A 26,019-nucleotide genomic window follows, 5' to 3' on the forward strand; every position below is an offset into this window, starting at 1 on the left:
CGTGGTGCCTACCATGGACGGTGACAGGGTTATACAGGGACTTACGAAAAAGGATATCAGTATACCATGAACGACCATGACACGCGTTCGATTGACAGGCGAAGCGTAATCAAAGCCGCTGCGAGTGCCGGACTCGTCGGTCTCGCCGGCTGTTCCGGTGGTGCTCCCGAAGACGGTGGTGGGGGCGACGGTGGTGACGGCGAATCGACGGATGCCTCGACGGACTCCGGGTCCGAAACCTACACCATCGGGATGGTTGACAGCCTCTCCGGGTCACTGTCGGCGTTCGGTCAGCGGAACCAGCGCGGCAAGGAAATCGCGCTTGACGATATCAACTCCGTCGGTGTCAGTGGCGGCGAACTGGCGATCTCACAGCAGGACGACCAGAGTACGAGCCAGGGTGGAGTCAGTGCAGCCCAGACACTCGTCAATCAGGAAGAGGTTCCGCTGCTCATCGGTACTGTCGGGAGCGGCGTCAGCACGGCTATCCACGAAAGCGTCGTCCAGAACACGGACGTCGTCCAGATCAGTCAGAACAGCACCAGCCCGAACCTGACGAACTTCCCGGACCTGCTCCGGATGCCGCCGGCCGGCAAGGCACAGGCGGAGGCAATTTCGTCGCTCCTCAACGAGGACGGCAACGAGTCCGCCGCGCTGGCCTGGATCAACAACGACTACGGCCAGTCCGTCGGCGAGGCTTTCATCGAGGCCTACGACGGGGAGATCGTCTACAACGAACCCCACGATCAGGGCCAATCCTCCTATAGCAGCACCATCTCCTCGATGTCAGACACCGACGCTGACGCGTGGGTGTTCATCACCTACCAGCCGGAGTTCGCGACGATGTCTCAGGAAGCGTTCGATCTCGGCGTCACCGATCAAGCCGCTTGGTACGGTGGTGACAGCGTCAAGGGCCCGAAAGTCCTCGAATCAGCTCCCGAGGGCAGTCTCGACGGAATGAAGGCCGTGGTTCCGAGCGTCCCGCAGGACGCCGAGAACTACCAGGCGTTCGTCTCGGAGTTCGAAGAGCGCTTCGGCGAGGAACCCACGTCGTGGTCGGCCTACGCCTACGACGCTGTGGTCGTCAGCGCGCTCGCTATCGAAGCCGCCGACGAATTCACCGGCTCGGCGCTCATGGAAGTCGTCCGGGACGTGACCCGTCCCGAGGGTGAGGAAGCGACTACCTACGAGGAAGCGCACGAAATTCTGGCAAACGGTGGCTCGCCGTCGGACGTGGACTACACCGGCGTGAGCGGCCCCATCGACCTCGACGAGAACGGTGACCCCGTTGGGTTGCTGCAGGTGTTCGAAGTCGTAGACCACGCGTACGAACCCGCCGGCTTCATCGAGGGCTAACGCAGCCACAACCCTTTCCCCATTTTTACCAATGGCGCAGATATTACAGTACCTGGCAAACGGGCTCGTTTTCAGTAGTATCATTATCCTCGGGAGTATCGGGCTCTCGCTGGTCTACAGCATCGCCGACTTCGCGAACTTCGCACACGGCGATACGATGACGCTTGGTGCCTACGGAGCGTTCGTCGCGTTCGGCGTGTTCGGCGGTCTCGGCGGCACTGTTCTCGGTCTCCCGATCGGGTTCTTTCTGGCCCTTGCGGTCGGGATGGCGCTCGCAGCGATCGTCGCCGTCCTCACTCATATTCTCGTGTACAAGCCCCTCGATACGGACTCGATCGGGCTGCTCATCACGAGCATCGGTGTGGCGTTCGTCTACCGCGCGGTGCTACAGGCGTCCTTCGGGACGGACTTTCTACAGTACGACATCCGCCGCAGCGGTCCGATTCCGCTGCTGCTGGACACGCTCGATGTCGCAGTGACACAGCGGGACGTGGCGATCATCGTCAGCGCGGCGGTCCTCGTCGCCGGCCTGCATCTCCTGCTCCAGCGGACGACGCTTGGTCGGAAGATGCGCGCGACGGCTGACAACCCCGACCTCGCACGCGTGAGCGGTATCCGAACCGACCGCGTCATTCTCGTCATGTGGGTCGTCGGAAGTGCGCTGGCCGCCGCTGGCGGCGTCTTCCTCGCGCTGTACAGCCAGCTCGACCCGCGCATCGGCTTCAACATTCTGCTGGTCGTGTTCGCCGCGGTCATCCTCGGCGGCATCGGCTCGGTGTACGGGGCGATGCTCGGTGGCCTACTCATCGGGATGCTCCACGAACTGACGCCGCTGCTCAGTGATGTCGGCCTTCCGATCAGCAACGCCTACGCGCCGGCTGTCGCGTTCGTCATCATGGTCGCGGTCCTGCTTGTCAGGCCCCGCGGCATCGCAGGTGATATGACATGAGCACGCTCGATGTCGGTGCGTACTCGCCCCGCGAAAAGGGCGTCGTGGGACTGCTCGGCGCGCTTGGCGCACTCCTGCTCATTGCGGTCGTCACCGGCTTCCTCGCCCCGGCGTACCTGCTGTATCTCGTCGGGCTGTCGGCGATGTACATGCTCCTCTCGATGGGGCTGAACGTCCAGTGGGGGTACGGTGGCATGATCAACTTCAGCGTCGCGGCGTTCTTCGGCCTCGGCGCGTACGGGACCGCGTTGCTGACGGCGTCCGGCTCGCCGATCTCCGGCGGCGTCAGTCCCGTCATCGCACTGTTCGGCGGTCTCGCCCTCGCTGCGGTGCTCGCGGTCATCATCGGCTACCCGACGCTGAAGCTCCGCGACGACTACCTCGCAATCGCGTCGCTGGGTCTTGCAGAGGTCGTCCGTATCTTCATCCTCAACGAATCGCAGTGGACGGCGGGCAGCGCCGGCTTGACCGGCATCCCGCTGTTTTTCTCCGACTGGCCCGTGCTCGGCGACCTGACCTACCCGTACGTCTTCTACGCGGGCGGGACGCCGGTGTTCAACATGAGCCAATCGGTCGTCACCAGCTTCCTGAACGTCGTCCTCGTCACGGTCATCGTCGCGGCCGTCTATCTGTTCCTCCGGCGGATTCACCAGTCGCCGTGGGGCCGCGTCCTGCGGACGATCCGGACCGACGAGGACCTCGCGGAGACGCTTGGCAAAAACACGTTCGCGTTCAAGATGCAGGCGTTCGTCATCGGGAGCCTCATCATGGCGCTCGCGGGCGTGTTCTACTCACACCTCGTGCTGTTCGTCAGCCCGCAGGACCTCCAGCCGATCACGACGTTCTACGTCTGGGTCGCCGTCATCCTCGGCGGCACTGGCAGCGACCGCGGCGCGATGCTGGGCGGGTTCACCATCGTCGCCATCCAGCAGGGAACCCGGTTCATGACCGACACCGGCGCGCTACCCATCGGTGCCGCACCGCTTCGACTCATGCTGGTCGGCCTACTTATCATCTTCATCGTCAGGCTCCGCCCGGAGGGGATTCTCCCGCCGGAGCGCGAACTTATCTGGCCCGACTCGCTGGGGGGCGGTCGCGATGAGTGAGCAGTCGCTCGTCTCCGACGGCCCCGTTCTCGGGAAGACCGACCCGGTACTTCGGGCTGAGGGACTGGAGAAACGCTTCGGCGGCCTCGTGGCGACGGACGACGCGTCCATCGAGGTCGAACGCGGCACGATTACGGGCCTCATCGGCCCGAACGGAGCCGGCAAATCGACGCTGTTCAACCTCGTCTCGGGCTTCTACGAGCCCGATGCGGGCTCTGTCTCAGTCAACGGCGTCAACGTGACCGGCCAGAAGCCCCACGAGATCGCCGATCAGGGGATGATCCGGACGTTCCAGACGCCGCGCAAACCGGAGGGGATGACCGTCCGGGAGGCGCTGCTTGTGGGGCCACACAACCAGACCGGAGAATCGATAATCCCGTTGTTCACATCGCCAAGTACCGTCGAACAGGAGGAACGGCGCTCGCTGGAACAGGCCCAGCAGATGCTCGAACGGTTCGAGATCGGTGATCTGGCCACCCAGCCTGCGACGGATCTTTCGGGCGGACAGATGAAACTGGTCGAACTGGCCCGCGGAATGATGGCCGAACCCGATCTGCTGCTCCTCGACGAGCCTGTCGCCGGTGTCAACCCCGTGCTAGCCGACAAACTCGCCGGGTTCATCGAGGAACTCAACGAGGAGGGGATCACCTTCCTCATCATCGAACACGACATGAACTTCATCATGCGGCTGGCCGACCCCATTATCGTCCTCAATCAGGGGAGTGTCCTCGTCGAGGGGCCGCCCGAGGCGGTCCGGAGCGACGAGCGCGTCATCGACGCCTATCTGGGAGGGCCGTCGGAATGACCGACCCCATCCTCACTGTCGACAGCGTCGACAGCGGCTACGGCGAAGTACAGGTGCTCGATGACCTCTCGCTGACCCTTGGCGAGGGGGAAATCGCCTGTCTCGTCGGCCCGAACGGGGCCGGCAAGTCCACCGTTCTCAAGACGGTGTTCGGCATGCTGGAGCCTTGGACCGGCTCGGTACGTCTCGGCGACCGCGAAATCGGCGGGATGGCCCCCGAGGACATCGTCCGTATCGGCGTCGGCTACGTCCCACAGACGGAGAACGTGTTCGGCTCGCTGACCATCGACGAGAACCTCCGGATGGGCGGAGTCGCTCGTGACGGCGGCCTCGACGAGGTCGTGGCCGAACTGTACGACCGGTTCCCGATCCTCGACGACAAGCGTACCGCGAACGCCAAGACGCTCTCGGGCGGCCAGCGGCAGGTGCTGGCCTTCGCCCGCGCGCTCGTGATGGAGCCCGACGTGTTGCTTATCGACGAGCCAAGTGCCGGGCTGGCTCCCAACACGGCCAAGGAAGTGTTCGACGACGTAGAGACAGTCAACGAACTCGGCACGTCGATCCTGATGGTCGAGCAGAATGCCCGTGAGGGACTGGGCATCTCCGACCGCGGGTTCGTCCTTGACCAGGGGACGGTCAAGTTCGAGGGCGAGGCCGACTCGCTGCTCGACGACCCCGAGGTGTCTCGGCTGTACCTCGGCGGCGAATCACGCCGCTGAGACCTCGTTCGACAGTTTTCCTCGCGTTCGCCGCGGAGCCACAACGACGACTTCCCGGGTGTTGCACTCGAAAGGACAAGGCAACACAGAAAAGCCCCCCTTGCATACCGCCTGCCAATGACTGTGACGCTGCCGACCGACGCCGATGACTGGGCCGCCGCGTGGCGCGACCGGATCAACGAGCGGGCCGCGTTCGCTGACAGCGCCGACGACTTCACCGCTGTATTCTGTTTCGAGATCCGTGCCGACGACGCCTACACCGGTGAACCGATACAGTTCGTCGTTGTGATCAAGGACGGTGTCTGTACTGCCGCCGGAACGGTCGCAGACCCCGAGTACGACTTCGCGTTCCGTGGCCCCTACAGCGAGTGGGTCACGATGCTGCAGGGCGACCTCGACATCTCCGCCGCCGCGATGGACGGAACCTTTGACGTCGAGGGCGACACGATGCGGCTGCTTCGCCGGCAGGACACTATCGCCGAAATGGTCGCGGCGGCACAGAACGTCGACACCGAGTTCGAGTACTGACCGACGGGCTTTTGTCCGCCCGCCGGACCAACACGGGTATGTTGGATAAACTCGGTGCGGTTGGTATCGGCGGTATCGTCGTGTTGCTCGCCGGCATCGGTCTGGTCGCGTGGAAGGCACCCATTGTCGCCGTCGGCATCGCTCTCGTCGTTGGGGGCCTCGGACTGGTCGTCTACGGCCTCGTCACGAGCCTGCTCGGCGCGTTCGGACTTGGTGGTGGCATGGGCGGTATGGGTGGCGGCGGCATGGGCGGTGGCGGTATGGGCGGCGACGGGATGCCCTGAAGCGGAAACGACTAACAGGCGGTGTCCGCATCGATATCGAATTCGAACCGTGCACCGCCGTGTTCTCCTGTTGTGACACGCACTGTCCAGCCGTGGGCTTCGGCGATTGTCCTGACGATATAGAGACCGAAGCCGGTCCCGTCAGCCGCCCGTGACGCGCCCGGTTCGAACACCCGCTCCCGTTCGTCGGGAGCGATTCCCCGGCCGTCATCCTCGATCGCGAAGCCGTCGGGTGTCGGTACGATGCGAACCGTTATTTCGGTGGCGTCGCTTCTATCTTTCTCATCGGCTGCGCGTTCATTGCGCTCAGGCCCGTGTGTGACGGCGTTAGCGAAAACGTTCTCGAACAGTCGGAGCAATCGCTTTGGGTCAGCTTCAATCAGTATCGGTGGCGGCGGTTCCAGCACTGCGCTGTCGGTCTCGACGTGGGTCCACGCCGTCGTTGCCACGTCAGCGATATCGACGGCCTGCTCGTCGGCTGCCAGCGCCCCGTCTCTGGTCGCGGTCCGCAGATCCTCGATAATCGATTCTAACCGCCCTAAACCATCTCTGGCGGCGTTGATACGCTCGACCGACAGCTCCTCGGCAGCGAGTTCGAGGTGGCCACTAGTGACGGCAAGCGGCGTCCGGAGGTCGTGTGCCAGCAGGTCAGCGAACTCTGTGAGCCGCTCGTTCTGTCGCTGGAGGTGCCACTCCCGTTCCCGCCGGTCTGTAATATCCCGGCCGACACCGCTGAACCCCTGAACTGTGCCGTCGTCCGCCGTGAGGAGCCGGCCGCTGAGTTCGAACGTCACCACCCCCTCCGTCGTCTCGGCCCGCGCTTCAACGGTCGTTTGACCCGACTCGAACACCTCCTCGAGAGCTACTTCAACGGCTTCCCGGTCATCCGCGACAAAGAACTCGGTCGGCTCTGTGCCCGACAGTTCGCTATCCGTCAGGTCGAACAGCTCGTTCAGCCGAGTGTTCCAGTACGCAAGTTTGCCGTCTGCGTCGTAGACGTAGAAGACATCGTCGAGAGTCTCGACCGCGGCCGCCAGAACACGACACTGGTCTTCCATGCGAGACAGACGCACCCGAAGGACATAACTACGCAGTACGGCTGGCTCGCTGTCGGAGCAGTCCCGCACCGCTGGCGGGGCCGACTAGCGACTGTTCACCGGCCGCCAACACAGCGCCTAGTTCTCGCTCGTTGGCCGGTCAGCCCGGTGTTCGCTGATGATCTGGTCGACCATCTCCGCGTTCTGCTCCTTCCGGCGGTCGGCGGCGCGCTCTTCCCAGTCCTCGATTGCCGCCTCGATTTCGCCTTCGCGGGTGACGGCCAGTTCGTCGACCTCCTGTACGGTGACCATCTCCGCTGGCGCGACGGGAATGTCGTTGTCGAACAGCACCTGATCGGCGATGTCAGAGAGGTTCCCGTTCCGGAGGACGATTTTCGGGTCGATATCCGCCAGTTGCTGGGCCGTCGACCGGCCCGCGCCCGAGGCGTCCCGGAACATGACGATGTCGTCCTCCACAAGGCCGAACCGTTCGTCGGCGTCGGCGATGGCGTCTTTGGTGAACTGTTCGACCACTTTGACTGGGGTCAGTCCCTCCTGCTTCTCCGAGACATCGGCGAAGTTCGAGTGATCGAGCTTCCACAGCGCTTTCAGCCGTTCGAGCTTGTCAGCCAGCGCCTCGCGTTTCTCCTGTTCGTCCTCGACTTTCCGTTCGAGGGCCTCGTTACGCCGCTGAAGCCGCGTCACCTCGCGGTCCTTTCTGACCTCACGCCGGCCCTCACTTCGGGCCTTCTCCAGTTGCTTGTCCTTCTCCGAGATCTGGTCGTCTTTGCGCTTGATCGTCTCTTTGAGGTCGTCGACGTGTGATTCGAGCCGTTCGATGCGGGCGTTCAGCCGCTTGATCTCCTTCTCGTCGTCAGTGAGTTCCCGTGGTTCGTGCGCCGTGGTGTCCTCGTCTTCGCTGTCGTCGTCTTCGAGATCACGCAGCACCGTCTCGACGCTCTCCTCGCCAGCGACGACGCGGTCGATGACCGGCCCCACGTCGTACTGTGGCGGGACCTTGCCCGCGACGCGTTCGAACTGGTCGGCGTGGCGGTCGAAGGCGTAGAGGGCGGCGGCCATCGCGTCCCGCTCGTGGTCGTTGTCGTAGACCTCCTCCCGGGTCCGGTGTTTCTTTTCGTCGACCGGGAGGTCGGTGTCGGGCTCCCAGCCCGCGGCGCTAAAGGAGCGTCGGAGTTTCTCGACGGTTTCGGGCATCGGCGTCACGTCAGCGGCGACGATGACCGGTCGCCCGCGCTCGATGATCCACTCTGTCGTCGCGGCGGCGTCGTCGGTCCGCGAGGAGTACACGTCCAGCACAGTGCCGTCGAGGGAGACGATGGCGACGGCCGTCGTCGTTCCGGGGTCGACGCCGACGACGACGTGGTCGCGCCGCTTTGCCAGTGGCTTGAACTCGATGCCGTCCCGCCGCTGGCGCTCAATCTCGACGCGCGTGTCGCCCGACCGGGATCTCGATACCGGGATGTCCTGTGGTCGGGCCGAGACCTGAAACACGGCATTGGAGAATCCGCCGTACTTCTCTGTCACGTCCCGTTCGTACTCCAGTCCGGCAGCGTCGAGTTCGGACTCGATCTCACGCGCCCGCTTGCGGACCGCGCCGTGGATGCGCCGGGTGTAGCGGTCCTCTGACCACCCGCCTTTTCCGGTCGAGCGGCCCCGCGAGACCTTCACCCCCGTCGTGTCGGTGAAGGCGGACACCTCCTGCCCGACGTTGGCGGCGGCCAGCCTGGCCGCGGCTTCGGCCTCCTCCATCGGGTCCTTGCCGTAGGGGACGCCGTGACGCTTGGCGACCCGGGAGAGCGGTTCAGGCTGCTCGTCACCGGTCACCTGCACCAGTTTCGTCTCGTCGGGGAGCGAGCCGAGGACGTGGATCAGGGCGTCCTTGTCCTCGGCGAGTTCGTACATGTTGTCCGTCGCGACGATGGCCGGCTCCTCGTCCTCAATGCGCCGGCGGAGCTTCCGCCGCGAGACCACGTCTCGCTCGACTGATTCCCCGTCGAAAACCACCAGTGCGTACGACGGTGCGTCACCGCGCACGTCGCCGCTCTGGATGTCGACACCAAAGACGACTGCGTCGAGCGCTGCCGTGCGGTTCACGAACCATGGTAGGCGACGGTCAATTATAAATCCGTTCCGGGCTCGAACCCGATTTCCGGTCCGGTTTCCGATAGCCAACCGCAACGTCTCTTAGCTGGGCGGGTCAATCGAAAGACATGATCGCACAGCGACACCCCGATAGCCGCATCCCGGAGGCTGGTCGGCATGCCCTCTGAGAAAGAGAAGATGCTCGCTGGCGAGCGCTACGACGCGAGCGATCCGGAACTCGTCGCCGCCCGTGAGCGTGCGAACGAACTTACCCGGGAGTACAACCGGACCGACCCGTCGGAGGCCGACACCAGACAGGCGCTCATCGAGGACCTGTTCGGCTCGGTCGGCGCGGACTGTCACGTCGAACCGCCGTTCCGGTGTGACTACGGCGACAACATCCACGTCGGCGAGGGGTTCTACGCGAACTTCGACTGCGTCGTGCTGGACGTCTGTCAGGTCGATATCGGCGACGACTGCCTGCTCGGGCCGGGCGTCCACATCTACACCGCGACGCACCCGCTTGACCCGGATGAACGACGTAGCGGCGTCGAGTACGGGAAGCCGGTGACTATTGGCGACAACGTCTGGGTCGGCGGTCAAGCGGTCATCAACCCTGGCGTCACCGTCGGTGACGACGCCGTCATCGGGTCCGGTTCGGTCGTCACTGACGACGTCCCCGCTGGCGTCGTCGTTCAGGGGAACCCCGCATCGGTCGTCCGTGAAATCGAGGACTGACGGCCCCGGACAGCAGCCACAGCCGAACGGGCGTGACTCGTCGCGGGGTTCTTCGCGTTGTGGCACGTACTGCCCCCATGGAGACGAAAACGGAACACAGCGTTCAGACGGTCGAAACACGGGACGAACTCGACGACGTACTGGCGACAGCCGACCGCGTGCTGGTGATGGTCCGAACGACTGGCTGTACTATCTGCAAGTCGATGGAGCCGATACTCGATATCGCTGCGAAGGCCACTGACGCCACAGTGGTCGTGTTCAATCCGAAACACGACCTCGATGCTGTCGAGGCGTTCGACGTCCGGAGCGTCCCGACGTTCCTGCTGTTTGCTGACGGGGACCTCATTCACCGCCGTGCCGACGGATTCGTCCCGGCCGAGGAACTTATTGAGTTCACCGAAAGCGGGTCGGAATCGGACGTGTGAACTGGGTTGTAGTGTCACACTGAGGCAACACTTTTGTCATTGCTTGTCGAAGCGGTCCGTCGATGGCCCTCCAAATCGGCTCCGCCCTTGAAGAGGCGGGGTACCGGCTATTCAGTCGTACCGGCGGGATACTACTCGCAGCGTTTTTAGCCCTGATAGTTAGCTTGCAGGCACTGCTAAACACTATTCTGGCGACGACCGTCACCAGAATGGGGTACGGCGAGGTTACCGCAGCCATGCCGCTCACCTTCGACATCCCGCTTACTGTCGCTGGTGCCGGTATCGCTGTCAGCTCCGTGATCTCACTGTATCTCACTATCGTGTCCTTCCGAACGTTTGTCGCTGGGGCACGCACCAGCTTCCCGGAGGGTGCGTTCACGCGGAACGTGCCACTCGCGATGGTGAACGTGCTAGTTGGCGGACTCGTCTACGGGTTGCTGGTGTTCATCGGATCGATCTTGCTCATTATTCCCGGCATCTTCGCGTACGTCGTGTTCATCTTCATGGCACCGTACATCATCGCCGAAGACCGGAACTTCATCGCGGCGCTCAAAGAGAGCTACCGGCTCACCGAGGGCGACCGGATAGCGCTGTTTGGGCTGCTGTTCATCGTCGTTGTTGCTGCGGGGCTCCTCGGCGGAGTTATCGGACTCCTCAGCCCATTGGTGCTTTCGGGACCGGCCTCGCAGTTACCGACTATCGTCCTCCAACCGCTGCTGTCGCTGTACAGCACTGCGGTTATCGCAGTCGCGTTTGAGCAACTCCGCGAGAGTGGTGGGCGGCCACCGTCGGCTCCGAGCGAGGACGACACGACGATGTCGGCGCTCTGACCGCTGTCGTCCCTACTCGGGCCTATAGCACCGCTTTGTCGGACCGTGACTGTCTTACCCGTCCAGTTTCCTATCGGGAGCAATGCGACGGCATCGGGTCGGAACGAGCCTGTACGCTGGCGTGCTGTTCGTCGTCCTCGGGATACTCGCGTGGGTGACCGGCCAACCGTTCATCTTCCCGAGTCTCGGCCCGTCTGCGTTCATGCTCGCGTTTCAGCGGGACCGCGACCGGACGGGACTGGTCCGCGTCGTCGTGAGCCATCTCATCGGCGGTCTCGCGGGGCTTGTCGCGTACGTCCTGCTCGCAACAGGCGTCTCACTGGTCGCGGACCCGGCGGCGTTCTCGATGGCCGGGCTCCGCCTCGTCGCGAGTGCGACGCTCTCGCTCGTCGTGACGAGCTGGGGGATGATTGCGACCGATACGGTTCACGCGCCGGCCTGTGCGACGACGCTCATCGTCTCGTTGGGACTGCTATCGACGCCACGCCAGGTCGCGACTATCGTGGCCGGCGTCGGCGTCCTCGTCGCGTTCTATGCGCTCGTGCTATCCGCGTACCACCGAGCGACTGATTCGGCCCGACCAGGGCTGGTCGATGGCTGATGCGGTCACACAGATCGGTGTACCGTACTCACTCCTCGGATAACTGGACGGTCAGCACCGGCACCGGCGATTCGCGGACGACCGTCTCCGCGACGCTGCCGATGAGATAATGGTCCAGCCCGGTCCGGCCGTGGGTTCCCATCACGACGAGGTCTGCCGGAACATCCGTGACGGCGTCGACGATCTCCGTCTTCGGGACGCCCTCTCGCCGCGTGGTCTCGACCGAAACGCTGTCGGGTAGCTCGGCGACGGTCGCTTCGATGGCCGCCTCGGCGCGGTCGCGCTCTGCTTCGAGCCACGCGTCAGCCGAGAGGCCGCTCGACGGACTCTCGAACCGGTTTCGAGTGTCGACGACCGAGAGCACGTGGACCGTCGCGTCGAACCGGTCCGCAATCGTCCCCGCGTGTCTCGCGGCCGTACCGATACCGTCGCTGCCATCGGTCGGGAGGAGAATCGTGTCGTACATCGGCTCAGACACCACCCGTCGCCATTAGGAACAGCGCTGCGGCGATGACTGCGAACAGCCCGCCGACGAATTTCTTGATCGTCCCGGTATCCAGGGCGGTCGAGACGTACGGTGCGATCTGGCCGCCGGTGACGGTCGCAGGCACGGTCCAGACGACCATGTTCCACGGCGTCGACGCGAGGTCAATGGAGTGTGCGCCCGGGACGAGGCCACCGCCGAAGACGTGGACCAGCGAGGCCAGAACCGCCGTCAGCGCCACGACGATGTGGTTCGTGCCGATGGCGACCCGGACCGGGACATCGGTTCGGAGCATCGAGATGATGCCCAGTTCGCCGACGCCGAAGCCGGCCAGTCCCTGGAAGACACCGCCGATGCTGTAGTTCGCGAAGCGTTCGAGATAGCCGCCGCGTGTGTAGCCGTAGTCGTTGCCGTCCCGGTCGACGCGCGTCACCGTTCCGTTGTCGGCCGTTTCGACGCCGGCCGGCCCGAGTTTGTTGTCGTCGTCGGGGAGCGTCGCGTCGCCACCGTCAGCCGACACCTCGGGGTCATTGTCGCCTGCCTCACCCGGTTCCTCGTGACTGAGGTCGGCCTTGAAAAGCAGGTACGACGCCGCCAACAGGGCGATACCGAGCAACGCGTGAAACACCGGTTCCGGGATGACAAACGACAGTAGCGCGCCGGCGACAACAAAGGGCACGCTCCCGAGGACGAGGCTCAGCGCGAGCCGTCGGTCGACGAGCCCGTACTGGATGAACGCGAGTGCCGAACTGGAGAGGCCGAACGATTCGCTGATGAGTCCGACCTTCACCAGTGTCTCCGGTGTCAGCGTCTCCCCGGCGAGTACCGGGAAAATGAAGATGAGAAACGGGACGAACAGGGCCGACCCGCTGATACCGACCGTGTTGACGATGGTAGCACCGGTAACGAAGGCGATACAGAGCCACCAGTACTCAAACCAGTAGCCGGTGCCCGCGTCGGCGGGTGTCGGTGCCGCGGTGTACACACCGGCGACAAACAGCAGTGGTGCCAGAAATACGAAAACGTGCTGGTACTTGAGAAACCCCTTCTGAAGTCGACTGGACGGTGACGACGTGGTCATTGACGCGTGAAGCCAGCATTGTGAACTATCGCTTAAATCCCTTGTTGTCTGTACTTGTTTCAAAAATGATGGCAAAAACCGGCGAAGACGGCAAAAACGCATGGACCCCCCGGCGCCCTAATACCCCTAATATTTATTACATAGACTGTGGTAACACATACCGCTATGAGTTTTCCAGAGGGACCAATGGAGTCAGGCGGCCGGTCGAGTTACGACGAAGACGCTCCTGCCGACGCCGCGGACACAGACGGACTCTTTGGACCCCTGCGTCGGTTCTCGAAGCGGTGGTCCCGCCGCTACATCGAGATGCGTGTCGACGCGCTCGATAGCCGCTGGGACTAACCGGCTCGACACCTCGCTCCGTTCCGGAAAAGGACTATACTGTCCCCGCCGCAGGGACGGATATGGATATCGCCAGAATCGCTGTCCACGAGTCGGTCGCAAAGGCCTGTCCGCTGGAGGCGATGGTCGCCGCGTTACAGGGGTCTGCGATTCCCGTCGAGATTGTCGGTGACGACGCTTCATTCGATGCCAGTGACTGCGTCGTCACGTTCTCCCCGCGGGACGCATTTCTGGACGCCGCCTGGGTCCACGGTATCCGGGCGGGCTACGACGAGTTCGACGTGACTGCCTACGAGGCCGCTGGAACCGCATTGATGAACAGCACCGGCATCCACGGCGACACCGTCCCGGAGACTGTCGTCGGCTACATGACGGCCTTCGCCCGCCGTCTCCACGTCTATCGGGACCACCAGAGCGACAGCGACTGGATGCAGGAACCGTACGACGCGCCGTTCACACTGACCGGCGAGCAGGTGTGCGTGGTCGGCCTGGGCACCATCGGTCAGGGCGTCGCCGACCGGGCCAACGCGTTAGGGATGGAAGTCGTCGGCGTTCGCCGCTCCGGTGACCCTGTTGAGAACGTTGAGCGCGTGTACACACCCGACGAACTGGACACTGCCGTCGCCGACGCGCGCTTCGTTGTGCTGTGTTGTCCACTCACTGAGGAGACTGAAGGCATGGTCGGCGCTGCTCGCCTTGTGCAGATGCGGACCGACAGCTACCTCGTCAACGTCGCCCGAGGGCCCGTCGTCGTTGAGGACGCGCTGCTGAACGCGCTCGACGACGGGACGATTGCCGGAGCGGCTCTCGACGCCCACTGGGAGGAACCACTCCCGGAGGAGCATCCGCTCTGGGACCACGAATCAGCCATCGTGACGCCACACGTCGCCGCGTCCACGAGCCAGTATCACGAAGACATCGCGGCACTCGTTCAGGAAAACGTCGAACGGATTGCTCGCGGCGAGTCGCTTCGGAACCGCGTCGCGTGAGAATCGGCTGTCCGGGGACAGCCTCCGGCCGCCCCGCTCAGGTACCTTCGACCAGTCGTTCTAGTTGCTCGGGCGGAACCGCGCCACGGGCGGCGTGTCCATCGTAGGCGAACGTCGGGACGCCGGTGATGCCCTGACGCTGTGCCGTGGTGAATTTCTCCCGGACCGCCGACTGGAGAGCGTCGTCTCCGAGTGCCGACCGGATTTCGTCGCTCTCGACGCCCGCCTCCTCGGCCAGTTCGACCAGCAGGTCTTCGTCGCCGATGTCCTGTCCGTCCTGCCACAGCGCCTCGAAAACGGCCACGTCGAAGGCTAGCCACGTCTCGTAGTCGTAGTGCTCTTTGACGTAGTACGAGGCGATCTGGGCGGGCAGCGAGTCGATGTCGGTGGCGATGTCCAGATCCATCTCGACGTCGTATTTCGCCTGCAGCCGGCGGACGCTCTCTCTGGCCTGCTCGTAGTAGTCCTCGTCTTTGCCGTCGTCGACGGAGTGATCGATGGAGCCGTCCGGGTTGCGCTTCCCGCTCCGGAGGTCGAAGGGATGCCAGTCGATCTCCAGTTCGTCCTCGCGCGTCGACTGGTACTGCCTGAGCGATTCGCGTCCGAGATAACAGAACGGGCAGACGTAGTCCGAGAAGACTGTGATCTGCTCGCTCGACTGTGTCTCACTCATACGTCCGGGTATGCGTTGCTCGCGGTTAAACGCGGCCACCGTCTGTGCTGGACCAGCGCACGACCGACTGACCGGCTACACGCTGTCCTCGACGGTCCCGTGGATGGTTTCCACACGCGAGACGAGGTCGTCGGCGCTTTCTGCGAGCAGCGTCACGCGCCCGCCGGTACCCATGCCCTCGCGGCCGACGACAGCGACGGGTGTCCCTTTGCTGGTCTCGACGGCCCGGCCGACACCCCACGTCATAGCGTCGGCGGAAACCCTGTCCGGTCGCTCGTTGGGATTGTACGAGGCGATAGTGCCGTCCAGCGACGCCAGCGTGTCTTCGATGGCGTCGGTCAGCCGGCAGTCGACTGCGAACCGGACCACTGGGTCGTGCTCCCGGGCGGCAAGCAGGGCGCGAGCCACTGTCGTCGATGCGCCGAAGCGGACGCCGCGGTTCGGCCGGACGCCGTCCATCGTGCGAGTGAGACGGCCTTCGACGGCGGCCACCGCGTCCGGCGTCTCCGCGTACGGGGTCGCGCCGGCGATGGTCATCCCCCGCTCGGGAACCAGCGCTGACACGTCCGCATCGACGAGGGTAGACACTGCCCGCTCGACGGCCTCGCTCGTCGGATCGCGCGCGGCATCATTGCGCGTCTGGACGAGGTGGTGGACCGCACCGGGTCCCTCCCCGACGTCGACGTTGTACCGGACCGCGCTCGCAAGCAGGTCGATACTGCTTCCGACCGCCGTCGGCAGGTCGTCGCCGTGGGCCAGCTGTGTCGCGATGGCCGAGGACAACGTACAGCCGGAGCCGTGGGTGGCCTCGGTGTCGACCCGGTCGTGGCGGAACGTCGTCACCCCGTCTTCGGTCACGAGGGTGTCGACGACGGCGTCGCCCGGGACGTGGCCCCCCTTCACGAGCGCGCTGTCGGCCCCCATTTCGACGAGGTCGCGGCCCGCCCGCTCCGCGGCCGCAGGGTCGTCGACGTCGCGCCCGGTCAGGACGGCGGCCTCGTCGGCGTTCGGTGTGACAACCGTCGCTTCGGCGATAAGGGTCTCGTAGGCGTCTTCGGCTTCGGCGGCCAGCAGTCGGTCGCCCGAGGCCGCCACCATCACCGGGTCGACGACGAGGTTCGGCAGGTCGGCGGCGTGGTCCGCGACCAGATCGATGACCTCGCGCGTCGCGAGCATCCCCGTCTTGACCGCGGCCACGTCGAAATCTCCCGTGACCGCCTCAATCTGGGCCTCGATCTGTTCGATCGGGAGCAGATGCTGGCCCTGTACGCCCGTGGTATTCTGTGCCGTCACGCTCGTGATCGCGCTGGTCCCGAAGCCGCCACAGGCTTCGATGGTCTTGACGTCGGCCTGGATGCCGGCCCCACCACCGGAGTCGCTGCCGGCGACGGTCAGCACGACTGGCGGTGTCACTGGGGCGTCCGCTCGTGTCATATCTGATGCCTTCAGCGGCGGCCACATATCGGTGCTGGTCTCTCAGTCGGACGAAACTATGTGGCCAAATCCTAGTATGGTAATAATACTACATACTACATCTGAGAAACATTTATGTAGCGCTGTGTCGGATGTGCCCTTGTACCACAATGGAACCAGCGTCGCGCGATACTACCGACTCCGACGAGCAGTACGGCAGCTTCACCACTGGCGGCGGCGACGTCGTCGTCTATGACACCGAGAACCCGACCGCGTGGCTCCAATCGAGCTATGCGGTACAGGTTGGCTGCTCCTCGGAGCGAAAGTCGGCCTGACCTTCTTACCCGACCGATATCATCGCGATACCGACGATAGCCAGCCCCGCAGCGGCCAGGCGGGCCCGAAAATGCGACTCATCGAGAACGATCGCGCCTAGGATGACGGCGACGATGGCCTGCCCGTTGACAATGGGCGAGACGATACTCGCCGGGAGCAACTGGAAGGACAGCAACACGATGTGGTTCGCGTAGGCGACGAACATCGCCGCGACGACGAACTTCGAGAGGTCCCCTCGCCACCCCGGTGGGACCTGGTATCGGAATGCGAGCGGCGTCATTAAAACGGCGATGCCGACGGCCATTACCGGGATGTAGGTCGTCGGTTCGATAGCCAGTTCCTGCATCAGTACCCGCTTGCTTACATCGACGAGCGCGAACGCCGCAGCCGACAGTAAGGCCAGTTGCGCAGGCCGGGACTTCTGGGCCCGCCTAAGCGGGGCCAGTAGCGCTGTGCCCTGCCAGTTCGCGACGTAGACGGCGGCGGTCGCGACGACGACACCGCCGACCTGCAGCGGCGAGAGGTGCTGGCCCAGCAGGCCGACTTCCAGCGGTAGGACGAACACTGGAACGATCTTGCTGATCGGCGAGACGTAGGAGACTTCGCCGACACGGATCGCTCGAAAGAGTGTGAGCAGTCCCACTGCCGTCACCGCCGTCACAGCGAGTATCGACGAGAGGACATTGACGCGGTTTCCCGCCGGGAGGAAGGGCTCGTTGCTGACGAAGACGATCGGGAGGTAGACGATGGGGACGAGGCTGTACGTCAGCAACAGGAACACCGGCGACGGATACTCCGTGAACCATCGCTTCATCACGAACAGGTACACACCGAACACCAGCGCCGACAGGACGGCGTACGCGATTCCGACGTTCACGGTTGACAACGGCTAGCCGACTGCAATAACTGTTCCCTTCGGGCTCGTGTCAAGAACTGTGATGGCGGGCGAGCACCGCCACAAGCAACACTGCGAGACCGGTCACGAGCGCAGTAAAGCCGTTGCCCTCGCCGGCTGTCGTCTGTGTGTCTGTGAGCATCGCCGTCGGAGTCGACGCTGGTTCCGCCGTTTCCGTCGAAACGACCACGTCGACCATCGTCGTGTTCCGTCCGTCACCTGCCGACAGCGACACCGTTCCAGGCTCGCCGAGGGTGACTGGCCGGGCGACCGTTGTCGTCGTCTGTGGCGGGAGATACAGCCGCTGCTCGGCGAACACGACACCGTTGCGGCGGAACGTGACCGCTGCTGTCCCCGGAATCTCGTTGTCGTTAACGACAGTGGCGGTCACGTCGACCTTGTCACCCTGCCTGACTTCTCTCGGACTCGCGGTGACGTCGGTCACGCTGGCGGCTGCCGGTTCTGTCACCACGACAGTGACGGTGTCGCCGTCGACGCTGAGTACGTATCGGCCGGGGTCGGCAAACGTGTGTGTCAGTTCGACCTCTGTCCGTACCCCCGGTTCGATCTGGTCCTGTTTTGCGGCGACGACGGTCTCGTTGACCCCGAGCGTCACGTTGTACGCCCCCGCCTCGCCGCCGGCGTTCTCGACGACTGTGTCGACCGCGAGCGTCTCGTTGGTCACCAGCCGGATCGGTTCGCTCCCGCCGACTGGTGCGTCCGACCGGTAGAGACTGTCTGCGCGGTAGTCGTCCGCGCGGTCGACCGGTGGGAGGCTGTAGCCGATACGGGCGGGAATCGCACCGAACAACCGCTGGTGTGTCGCGTCATTCCACATCGCCACCGTCGCTGTCGTTTCGGTCTCCGTCGCGGTCGTGTTCCGGACGCTTGCCCCGCCAGCGGCCTCGACCTCGGTGAGGAACTGCGATTGCGTGACCGGGTCACGGTAGCCGTTTAGCGACTGGAACACAGTCTGGAGTGTCTTGTTGCGGTCCGTGGCCGAGCGGATATGGACGTCAGTCCGTCCGGCGACGAGCGCGCCCTTCCGGTAGTTCGCGTCGTTCGTCCAACTCGACCTGTCGGTCAACGCCACGTCGCTGTAGACCGGTTGCTCGCCCGCTGCGAGCTGTGCTTGGAACTCGTCGAACCCGATCAGGTCCTGTTCCAGCGTCAGGACAGCGGCGTAGTACGTCGCCCAACCCTCGACCGTCCACCGCGTCTCCCGTGTCGTCTCGTAGGCCTGCCGGCTGTGGACGTACTCGTGGAGCCAGACGTTATTGGCGGCATCCAGCGACTGCCGGGACTGGACCCACATATCTGCGTCACCGATCTGATACCCCTCGACACCCCAGTTGACAGTCCCGGATGGCGCAGCGACGACGAACACCTGCTCGTCACGGTCGCCGACCCGGAGGGCGTTCGACGCGTTCGCCATCGAGTCGAGGACCGAAATCGGCGAGGCCGTCATCGTCGCCCGCTCCGGCACAGCCAGCGTGAACGTCTGGTTGTGCGCCGTCTCCTCGAAGGTCGCTACTTCGCCGAGGTACACGATCTCCTCGCCCGCCGCACCCGGGCCCGCCGTCCGGAGCGTGCGGTTGTACCTGACGGGCTCCTGACCAGTGTAGCGCCAGCGTGTCGGCGTCAGTGACCGTGTGAGTAGCGCCCACTCTCCCGTATCGACGCTGAGATACCGTCCCTCGGCACCCTCAGGCCCGCTCTTCTCGATTGTCCGGTTCGGGTTGATACGGTAGCTGATCGTCGCGGGGCCCTGCGTTTCGTCCCACTCGTACACGGACTCGTTGACGCGCTCGAATCCGTCTGTTCCGGTCACTGTCGCTTCCGCTGGAACGTGTGTTTCGAGGTCGATGACTCGGTCTGGCACCTCGTAGGCCAGAGTCACTGCGACTTCGCCCGGCTCCTCCTGTACGCGCGCGTAGGTCTGTGTCTGCTGAATCACGTCACCGTCGCTGGTCTGTGTTGCACCCGACGTGGCAGTCCCCGTCGCCATACTGGCCGCCGCTGGGGCTACCGTTTCGGCTATGTCCCCACCCTGCCCGCGTGGCTGGCGTCGATGCGTGTCGGCGCTTCTCGTTCGGACTCTCGAGCCATTTGACTCGTTAGTGGCTACCGACGACTGCACCGCCTCAACTGCCTGTCCACGCTGAGCCGATGTCGTCTCGGTTTTGTACGTGCAGTTTTCGTCGGTTCCAGCCGCCGCTCCGTCGGTAGCGCCGGCCACCGTCCCGTGGTCAGCGGTCGCCGCCACTGGGAGCGACGCGATTCCCCCACCAAGGAGAAGGACCACGAGTCCGACGGCCACCACCCGCCGGGGTACACCGAGCATTGCAAACAGTTACCGCCCCATGGTTGAAATAGTTGACCGCCGATTTTGGGTGTCGGTATCATGCACCAATACTTGGGTTGACCGACCGCTGCCGGAAGCTCCCACGACGGAAAAAACGGCCAGACCTGAACCACTCGTAGCCGACCGCAGCGAACGCTCGCGAGCAGACCGAGCTGAAAAGCTGGCGAGCAGGTTATACCAGCGGCTTGCCACGGCGCTTTCACGAGAACCGCTGGCAGTCAGGAGTTCAGGCGACGTTGAAACCTTTGTCGCGGAGGAAATCCTCGACGCGGCCCGTGTGATTGCCCTGGAGCTCTATCTGCCCGTCCTCGACAGTGCCACCGCAGGCGAACTTCGATTTGAGGTCTGAGGACAGCGAGTCCATGTCGACGTCTTTCGGGTCGAATCCCTCGATAATCGTTACCTCCTTCCCGTAACGGCGCTCGTCGATGCGGATGTTAATCTCCTGGGACTCCTTAGCGACGTCTTCACAGACGCAGAGCTCCTCAGGCAGCCCGCACGTCGAGCAGACTTCCGACATTACAATCGCGCCTACGAACACGACCTATTAAACACTGTCGGGGACTATTGATCGGAGACGATTTCGTCGGCAATCTCGACAGCTTCGTCGGCCATCGCCTCGCTTACCTCGCCGCCGTACCGGAGTTGCTCCCGTAGCGCCGCCAGTCGCCGGACCCGGTTGTCAGCCTCTATCGCGTCGAGATACGCCCGTACCGTCTCACCGCTCTTGCGGCTCCGGTATTGCATCGCAAGGACGTGCATGGCCCGCTGGAACGCCCGCTCGATGTCGGTCTCGGGGTCCACGCGGCGCTGGTAGCGCAGCCATACCGCGCGGTAGGCTCGCTCGCTGAGGCCGGACCGGCGCGCGCCCGCTGCGATGCCGAGCAAGGCGACGACGCCGAGCGTCAGCTCCTCACGCGACGGGAGTTCCGGCAGGCGCAGCCCCCTTCCCTCGTCTGTGTCCGACGCCCCTGCTGTGCCGGTGGACGCGTCGGATTCCGTGAGCGTTGGTGTCTCCGTCGGCTCAGTCTCAGTTCCGTCGGTCTCGGTCAGCGGGGCGGGCGTCGACGTGTCGGATGGCGTGTACTGCTCTACCGGGTTCCCGTCGCCGACGGTGGGCGACGATTCGTCCGAACTCGCGTCCTCGATACGTTGCTGTCTGACCGCCTCACGCGGCCCGGACGGCGTCGGGTCGAACTGTACCCAGCCCTGATCGGGGAAGTACACCTCGACCCAGGCGTGGGAGTTGAGCCCGCGCACGACCCACTGGTTCTCGTCGATTCGCTGGCCGGACGTGTACCCGACGGTCATGCGCGCCGGGATGCCCTGGGTCCGGAGCATCGTCACCATCGTCGTCGCGAAGTAGACGCAGTACCCCTCGTCCATCTCGAAGAGGAAGGCGTCCGCGACGTTGAAATCGGGGCGGTCGACATCGAGCGAGTAGCCCTTGCTGTCCTGCAGCCACCGCTCGACGACCAGCGCCGTCTCGTAGGGGTTCTCGGCGTTCGCGGTGAGAATCGCCGTCCGCTCCCCGACCCGATCCGGCGTGCTGTCGGGGAGCTGGGTGTACAGCTCCACAGTCGCGTCGTCGTAGTCAGTGCCGGCCGCACGCAGCCCGTCCGGGGTCGCCACGAGCAGCTCGCTCCTGACCTCGTAGCTCTCGCCCGCCGAAAGTGTCCCATCCGGCTGGAACCCGCCCTCACTGGAGACCGATACCGACGGCGCTCCGGAGTAGCGGACGGGCTTCCAGGCGGCCGGGACGGTCCCGATGGTCGACTCCGCCCGGAACTCCTGTCGAAGCGTCCGGGTTTCACCCGGTGGGCTGTCGAGGCGCTGGTCGTCGTACGGGGTGGGGTTCCCCGTCCGCACCCACCCGTTGCCGGTGTAGCGGTCGTAGGAGGTGACCCGCCAGTAGCGCGGTTCCTCGCTTTCGACCGTGTACCGGATCTCCGGCGTCAACGAGATGCTCCCCTGTACTGAGAGAGATTCCCCGGCGTCGAAGAGGCTCCCTTCGACGGTCTGGCCGTCTGACCCGTCATCGTACGACAGCAAACTATCGCGGGTAATCGGGACCTGCGAGAGCGCCGCCGGGACGACGATTATCGCCGCCAGCTGTTCGAGGACGGCACGCCGCCCGGCGTCGATGCCGTCGCTGTCACCGCCCGCGCGCTCCGTACCGTCACTGTCGGTCATCGCGTCCGGTCGCTTCGTCAGGTCCGTCGGCTCGTCCGCCGACAGCGTATCGAGCGTCCCGAAGCCGATCGTCGCCGCGATGCCGACGACGCCAAGCAGGGTCGTCACCACACCGGCGTCGGTCGTCAGGGCGAAAAACGCGAGCGCCGTCCCGGCCGCCAGCGTCGCCGTCACGTACCAGCGCCGTAGCGCGAAGTACCACGTCAGAAACACTGGTGCCGGCGCGAACGACAGCACCCACAGCCTGACCTTGGCGATCTGGAGCAGCGACCGCCCAGTCAGCAGGGCGGCGGTGTCGCCCAGCAGCTCCGTTATGGCCGGATTCGTCGAGAGGTTCAGTATGTACGCGCCGAGCCCACCGGCGAACAGCACTGCGCCGACACCGACCGCGAGGGGCGGTCTGAGCACGCGGGCCAGCAGTGTCGCGCCGACGAGTGAGAGCGCGGTAAGCGCCAGAAACAGTGTCGGGTCGCCGACTACGTCGCTGAGGTAGTACATCGTTCGCAGCGGTGCGCCGATGGCCAGTGCCGCCGCAAGCAACGCCAGTATCCTCGACTGGCTCCACGGGACTCGGCGACGGACTCGTTCCACGACGCCGCTCATCCGTTCACCTCCCCTGCGATAGGGTTGTCCCGGCTGGCGGTCACGTCGGCGAAGGACCGGTGGCGGCCATCGACCGACACCGTGACACCGTCACCGGTGGCCGTGACGACCACGTCAGCGTCGTCCACACGGCCGGTCTGGCCCGCGTCGGCCCGGGCCAGCAGTTCGAGCAGCCGCGTCCGGTGAGTGTCGCCGTATCCCTGCTCGACTGCGTCGTTCGGGACGGCGAGTTCGACCGCGAGACCGCTCTCCAGTGCGGCCATCGTGATCGTTGCTGCGGCGGCGGCCATTTCGTCGGCATGGCCTTCGCGGGCCTCCGCAGCGACGAGCAGGGCCCTGTCGCTCCGGCTGTCGGCGAACTCCTTGACCAGCAGGTCCTCCCGCTTGGCGCTGGATTTCCAGTGCACGTCCCGTAGCGAGTCGCCGCTGACGTACTCCCGCAGTCGGTCGAACGACTGCCGGTCCTCGCTTTCCGGCGTGAACGTTCGCGCGAACGCATCCGTCCCGCCCAGCCGGTAGACGGGCGGATACACGAGCACGTCGGTTTGACTCTTGACAGTGTACCGCTCCGTGACGAGTTCCATAGCGTCAGTTACCGTCACGTCGACGGGGCCGACCCGCTGTTCGCCTCGGCCCATGTAGGTGACCCGGTAGGACACTGTCGCTGGAAGGGACTTCCTGACTGTCGTCTCCCCATTGAGGCCCTCAGACAGCTGGTCGGTGACGGTCGCGATGCCACTGCCGTCGACGCGGAACTCCACGGGCTTCGTCTCGCCGGGAAAGCCGCGGCGGAGGCGACCCCGTTCGACGGTCGGCGCGCCACCCCAGCGGACTTGGACGGCAGCGGCGAACACGCCGACGAACAGCGGGCCGGCAACGGCAGTAAGCCCGGGTTGACCGAATCTGGCACTGACTAGAAGGGCGGCAACGGCGACGGCGAGGACGGCGAAACCGCGGCGTGTCGGTCTCATTCGACGTAGACGGTGTCGAGCGCCTCCGCGACGAGTTCCCGGGCATCCTGCTCGCTGCTCTCAGTGCGGATACGATGTGGCAGGACGACCGGTGCTTCCGTCTGGATATCGTCGGGGATGACGTAACTGCGACCATCGAGGACAGCGCGGGCCTGTGCCGCCCGGAGCAGCGAGATACTCCCCCGTGGGCTGACGCCCAGTTGTGCGTTCTCCCGCGTGTACCGCGCCAGCCGGGTCGCATACGAGCGGATCGGCTCCTCGACGGTCACGTCGGCTACCGTCTCCCGGGCGGCGGTCAGCGCATCGAGGGTGGCGACCGATGTGAGTTCCTCGATGGGGTGTTGCCCCACCACGTCACCCAGCATCTCCGTCTCCGCCGCCTCGTTCGGATAGCCGAGATGCAGCTTCATCATGAACCGGTCGAGTTCGGCCATCGGCAGGTCGTAGGCCCGGTTCTGCTCGACCGTGTTCTGCGTGGCGATGACGGTAAACGGCTGTGGCACGGGGTGTGTGGTCCCGTCGACCGAAACCTGCTGTTCCTCCATCGCTTCCAGCAGCGCTGACTGCGTCTTCGGCGGTGCACGGTTGATTTCGTCGCCGAGGACGACGTTGGCGAAGATGGGACCCGGCCGGAACTCGAACTCCTGTGTCTTTTGGTTGTAGATGTTGACGCCGGTCACGTCGGTCGGGAGGAGGTCTGGCGTGAACTGAACGCGTTTGAATTCGCCGTCGAAAGACGCCGCAACAGAACGGGCTAACATCGTCTTGCCGACGCCGGGGACGTCCTCAAGCAGGACGTGGCCGCGGCCGAGCAGCGCGATGACGATGTGTTCGATGGCGTCGTGTTGCCCGACGATGACCTGTTCAACGTTTTCGATCACCTGATTGGCGACGCGTGTGGCGTCGCGGAGGGGGCTGTCCGACTGTTGACTGCGTGATGTGTCAGTGTCTGTCATAGTCGCAATCTCGTGGGACGACGCCGTGGCACGGGGACTGGTAGGATAGTCTGCCCTGTCGACCAGTAAGTGTCTTGTGTGGGGTACCACGTCCTCCGGGCCGTTCAGTTGTAGCCGCGTCTATGGTGTGCGCGCATGTAACTCTGTGGATGGGTGACAACAACACACATTCGGTTTACGGCCGGTAGCGCCGTTCACCAGGACTTACACGCCCCACAGACGAGGTGCCTCTCCTGTGTCCACCGCCGTTCGACGACCTCTCCACACTCGGCACAGGCCGCTCCTTCGGGCGACCACGCGTACGTCGTCACGGCGGGGTCGACCGCGTCGGCCGAGGCTTCGCTGTCGGGGGTGTCGCTTTCGGTCTCTGTCGTATCGTCTTCCGCAGACGTACCGCTCTCTCCCTCGTCCTCGCTCTCGTCGCCAGCGTCGAGAAAGTCCTCCAGCGAGGTGTCTTCGGCCATACACGTTGGTTTTGCCCGCGACCACAAAATACCCTGTCGGTCGTTCCGCCTTCGATCTGCGTCTCGACTGGCTATCGGCGGTTATTCGGTAGCGACGCCGACGGTCAGCAACGTTCCCAGTTCGCGGTAGCGCTTGACCATCGCCTCGCGCGTCTCGAACTCGTCCGTGGGGAACGCATCCGCTGGCGGGATCTCCACCTCGCGGTCGGGGATCGTGTCCTGTGCGGCTACGGCCAGACCCGCTTCGCGGAACGCCTCGCGGTACTCCGGGCCGCTCCAGCGAGTCATCTCGATGTCGATGAAATCCTGCCACTCGTGGGAGTGGACGTTCTCCTCGTAGTAGTTCACTGCAATGTGGGCGGTTCCGCCGGGTCGCAGCACCCGCGTGATTTCTTCGAGGGTATGTGGCGGGTCGCTGGCGTAGTAGAACGCCTCCATAGAAAACACGTGGTCGATGCTGTCGGTCGCAAACGGGAGGGCATCGAAGTCCCCACGCAGAAACCCGATGCCGTCGTCGTCCGTGTAGTCCCGGGCGTTCCGGAGCATCTCCGGTGAGCCGTCGAGGCCGTAGCAGGGACCGGCATCGTTGGTGTCCCGCAGCGCACGGAGCGCATAGCCTGACCCAGTCCCAAGGTCGAGCACCGTGTCGCCCGGTTCGACCGGCATCCGGGCGAGAACGTGCTTGGCGGTGTGCCAGTGCCGGTCTTCCATCCCTCTGTCTTTACCTTCGGCCGCCCACGCGTCGAATTCCTCGCGAACACTCATACGTCTCT

The 26,019-nt window shown here is 64.5% G+C and carries 28 protein-coding genes; 14 read left to right on the plus strand and 14 right to left on the minus strand.

Annotation, left to right across the window (positions count from 1 at the left end):
* Nucleotides 1-66: 66 nt before the first annotated feature.
* The 7 genes from C443_RS13660 (at nucleotide 67) to C443_RS13690 (ending at nucleotide 5,747) form a co-directional block, all read left to right on the plus strand.
* On the plus strand, nucleotides 67-1,356 hold the full coding sequence (locus C443_RS13660) for an ABC transporter substrate-binding protein (protein ID WP_005537085.1): 1,290 nt from the start codon (nucleotides 67-69) through the stop codon (nucleotides 1,354-1,356).
* Nucleotides 1,357-1,387: 31 nt separating this feature from the next.
* Nucleotides 1,388-2,305: a branched-chain amino acid ABC transporter permease gene (locus C443_RS13665; RefSeq protein ID WP_005537086.1), complete on the plus strand. Its 918-nt coding sequence runs from the start codon at nucleotides 1,388-1,390 to the stop codon at nucleotides 2,303-2,305.
* The gene (locus tag C443_RS13670) at nucleotides 2,302-3,411 is read left to right on the plus strand and encodes a branched-chain amino acid ABC transporter permease (protein ID WP_005537088.1); all 1,110 of its coding nucleotides are present in this window, start codon (nucleotides 2,302-2,304) and stop codon (nucleotides 3,409-3,411) included. The genes C443_RS13665 and C443_RS13670 overlap by 4 nt, the downstream gene beginning before the upstream one ends.
* Nucleotides 3,404-4,216 (plus strand): ABC transporter ATP-binding protein, encoded by an 813-nt coding sequence (locus C443_RS13675; RefSeq protein ID WP_005537089.1) that lies wholly within the window; start codon nucleotides 3,404-3,406, stop codon nucleotides 4,214-4,216. The genes C443_RS13670 and C443_RS13675 overlap by 8 nt, the downstream gene beginning before the upstream one ends.
* Complete coding sequence (locus tag C443_RS13680) at nucleotides 4,213-4,935, plus strand: ABC transporter ATP-binding protein (RefSeq protein WP_005537090.1); 723 nt, start codon at nucleotides 4,213-4,215, stop codon at nucleotides 4,933-4,935. The genes C443_RS13675 and C443_RS13680 overlap by 4 nt, the downstream gene beginning before the upstream one ends.
* 117 nt (nucleotides 4,936-5,052) lie before the next feature.
* Nucleotides 5,053-5,463 carry an SCP2 sterol-binding domain-containing protein gene (locus C443_RS13685; protein ID WP_005537091.1) on the plus strand — a complete coding sequence of 137 codons (411 nt, stop codon included), beginning with the start codon at nucleotides 5,053-5,055 and terminating at the stop codon, nucleotides 5,461-5,463.
* A 38-nt stretch (nucleotides 5,464-5,501) separates the two neighbouring features.
* Entirely contained in the window at nucleotides 5,502-5,747 is a 246-nt protein-coding gene (locus C443_RS13690; RefSeq protein ID WP_004590621.1) for a DUF7470 family protein, read from the plus strand.
* Nucleotides 5,748-5,758: 11 nt separating this feature from the next.
* Here C443_RS13690 and C443_RS13695 read toward each other — a convergent pair whose 3' ends face one another.
* Together C443_RS13695 and C443_RS13700 are read right to left on the minus strand one after the other, a co-directional pair.
* Nucleotides 5,759-6,805 carry a sensor histidine kinase gene (locus C443_RS13695; RefSeq protein WP_005537092.1) on the minus strand — a complete coding sequence of 349 codons (1,047 nt, stop codon included), beginning with the start codon at nucleotides 6,803-6,805 and terminating at the stop codon, nucleotides 5,759-5,761.
* Nucleotides 6,806-6,922: 117 nt separating this feature from the next.
* Complete coding sequence (locus tag C443_RS13700; RefSeq protein ID WP_005537093.1) at nucleotides 6,923-8,899, minus strand: DUF460 domain-containing protein; 1,977 nt, start codon at nucleotides 8,897-8,899, stop codon at nucleotides 6,923-6,925.
* A 165-nt stretch (nucleotides 8,900-9,064) separates the two neighbouring features.
* On the opposite strand from C443_RS13700, the gene C443_RS13705 reads away from it, so the two are divergent.
* The 4 genes from C443_RS13705 to C443_RS13720 all read left to right on the plus strand — a co-directional run bounded on the left by C443_RS13705 (nucleotide 9,065) and on the right by C443_RS13720 (nucleotide 11,481).
* The gene (locus C443_RS13705) at nucleotides 9,065-9,625 is read left to right on the plus strand and encodes a sugar O-acetyltransferase (RefSeq protein WP_005537094.1); all 561 of its coding nucleotides are present in this window, start codon (nucleotides 9,065-9,067) and stop codon (nucleotides 9,623-9,625) included.
* Between the two features lie 77 nt (nucleotides 9,626-9,702).
* Complete coding sequence (locus C443_RS13710) at nucleotides 9,703-10,050, plus strand: thioredoxin family protein (protein ID WP_005537095.1); 348 nt, start codon at nucleotides 9,703-9,705, stop codon at nucleotides 10,048-10,050.
* A 62-nt stretch (nucleotides 10,051-10,112) separates the two neighbouring features.
* Entirely contained in the window at nucleotides 10,113-10,880 is a 768-nt protein-coding gene (locus tag C443_RS13715) for a hypothetical protein (RefSeq protein WP_049944061.1), read from the plus strand.
* An 82-nt stretch (nucleotides 10,881-10,962) separates the two neighbouring features.
* Entirely contained in the window at nucleotides 10,963-11,481 is a 519-nt protein-coding gene (locus C443_RS13720; RefSeq protein WP_005537097.1) for an HPP family protein, read from the plus strand.
* Nucleotides 11,482-11,509: 28 nt separating this feature from the next.
* Here C443_RS13720 and C443_RS13725 read toward each other — a convergent pair whose 3' ends face one another.
* A complete protein-coding gene (locus tag C443_RS13725; RefSeq protein WP_005537099.1) occupies nucleotides 11,510-11,947 on the minus strand; it encodes a universal stress protein in 438 nt (145 codons plus the stop codon).
* Nucleotides 11,948-11,951: 4 nt separating this feature from the next.
* Nucleotides 11,952-13,046 (minus strand): sulfite exporter TauE/SafE family protein, encoded by a 1,095-nt coding sequence (locus C443_RS13730; protein WP_005537100.1) that lies wholly within the window; start codon nucleotides 13,044-13,046, stop codon nucleotides 11,952-11,954.
* Between the two features lie 165 nt (nucleotides 13,047-13,211).
* On the opposite strand from C443_RS13730, the gene C443_RS21490 reads away from it, so the two are divergent.
* Nucleotides 13,212-13,388 carry a hypothetical protein gene (locus tag C443_RS21490; protein ID WP_160163355.1) on the plus strand — a complete coding sequence of 59 codons (177 nt, stop codon included), beginning with the start codon at nucleotides 13,212-13,214 and terminating at the stop codon, nucleotides 13,386-13,388.
* 62 nt (nucleotides 13,389-13,450) lie between these two features.
* A complete protein-coding gene (ddh, locus tag C443_RS13735) occupies nucleotides 13,451-14,377 on the plus strand; it encodes a D-2-hydroxyacid dehydrogenase (protein WP_005537103.1) in 927 nt (308 codons plus the stop codon).
* Between the two features lie 37 nt (nucleotides 14,378-14,414).
* Here the strand turns inward: ddh and C443_RS13740 are convergent, their stop codons facing one another.
* Nucleotides 14,415-15,050 (minus strand): DsbA family oxidoreductase, encoded by a 636-nt coding sequence (locus C443_RS13740; RefSeq protein WP_005537104.1) that lies wholly within the window; start codon nucleotides 15,048-15,050, stop codon nucleotides 14,415-14,417.
* Between the two features lie 75 nt (nucleotides 15,051-15,125).
* The gene (gene thiD, locus C443_RS13745; protein WP_005537105.1) at nucleotides 15,126-16,511 is read right to left on the minus strand and encodes a bifunctional hydroxymethylpyrimidine kinase/phosphomethylpyrimidine kinase; all 1,386 of its coding nucleotides are present in this window, start codon (nucleotides 16,509-16,511) and stop codon (nucleotides 15,126-15,128) included.
* A 122-nt stretch (nucleotides 16,512-16,633) separates the two neighbouring features.
* Between thiD and C443_RS21775 the strand changes: the two genes are divergently transcribed.
* Entirely contained in the window at nucleotides 16,634-16,798 is a 165-nt protein-coding gene (locus C443_RS21775; RefSeq protein WP_004590650.1) for a DUF7331 family protein, read from the plus strand.
* A gap of 5 nt (nucleotides 16,799-16,803) precedes the next feature.
* Here the strand turns inward: C443_RS21775 and C443_RS13750 are convergent, their stop codons facing one another.
* The 8 genes from C443_RS13750 to C443_RS13785 form a co-directional block, all read right to left on the minus strand.
* On the minus strand, nucleotides 16,804-17,685 hold the full coding sequence (locus C443_RS13750) for an EamA family transporter (RefSeq protein ID WP_049944062.1): 882 nt from the start codon (nucleotides 17,683-17,685) through the stop codon (nucleotides 16,804-16,806).
* Between the two features lie 40 nt (nucleotides 17,686-17,725).
* Nucleotides 17,726-20,038, minus strand: coding sequence for a hypothetical protein (locus C443_RS13755; protein WP_005537107.1), 2,313 nt, complete (start codon nucleotides 20,036-20,038; stop codon nucleotides 17,726-17,728).
* Between the two features lie 247 nt (nucleotides 20,039-20,285).
* A complete protein-coding gene (yciH, locus tag C443_RS13760) occupies nucleotides 20,286-20,579 on the minus strand; it encodes a stress response translation initiation inhibitor YciH (protein ID WP_004516073.1) in 294 nt (97 codons plus the stop codon).
* Between the two features lie 44 nt (nucleotides 20,580-20,623).
* Nucleotides 20,624-22,855, minus strand: a complete 2,232-nt coding sequence (locus C443_RS13765; protein WP_005537113.1) for a transglutaminase TgpA family protein — start codon at nucleotides 22,853-22,855, stop codon at nucleotides 20,624-20,626.
* Nucleotides 22,852-23,826, minus strand: a complete 975-nt coding sequence (locus C443_RS13770; protein WP_005537114.1) for a DUF58 domain-containing protein — start codon at nucleotides 23,824-23,826, stop codon at nucleotides 22,852-22,854. The genes C443_RS13765 and C443_RS13770 overlap by 4 nt, the downstream gene beginning before the upstream one ends.
* The gene (locus C443_RS13775; RefSeq protein WP_005537115.1) at nucleotides 23,823-24,782 is read right to left on the minus strand and encodes an AAA family ATPase; all 960 of its coding nucleotides are present in this window, start codon (nucleotides 24,780-24,782) and stop codon (nucleotides 23,823-23,825) included. The genes C443_RS13770 and C443_RS13775 overlap by 4 nt, the downstream gene beginning before the upstream one ends.
* Before the next feature lie 194 nt (nucleotides 24,783-24,976).
* Complete coding sequence (locus tag C443_RS13780) at nucleotides 24,977-25,246, minus strand: DUF7573 domain-containing protein (RefSeq protein ID WP_005537117.1); 270 nt, start codon at nucleotides 25,244-25,246, stop codon at nucleotides 24,977-24,979.
* Nucleotides 25,247-25,327: 81 nt separating this feature from the next.
* Nucleotides 25,328-26,011, minus strand: a complete 684-nt coding sequence (locus tag C443_RS13785; RefSeq protein WP_005537118.1) for a class I SAM-dependent methyltransferase — start codon at nucleotides 26,009-26,011, stop codon at nucleotides 25,328-25,330.
* Between the last annotated feature and the right edge of the window lie 8 nt (nucleotides 26,012-26,019).

This window comes from Haloarcula argentinensis DSM 12282 (genome assembly GCA_000336895.1).
GTDB lineage: Archaea > Halobacteriota > Halobacteria > Halobacteriales > Haloarculaceae > Haloarcula > Haloarcula argentinensis.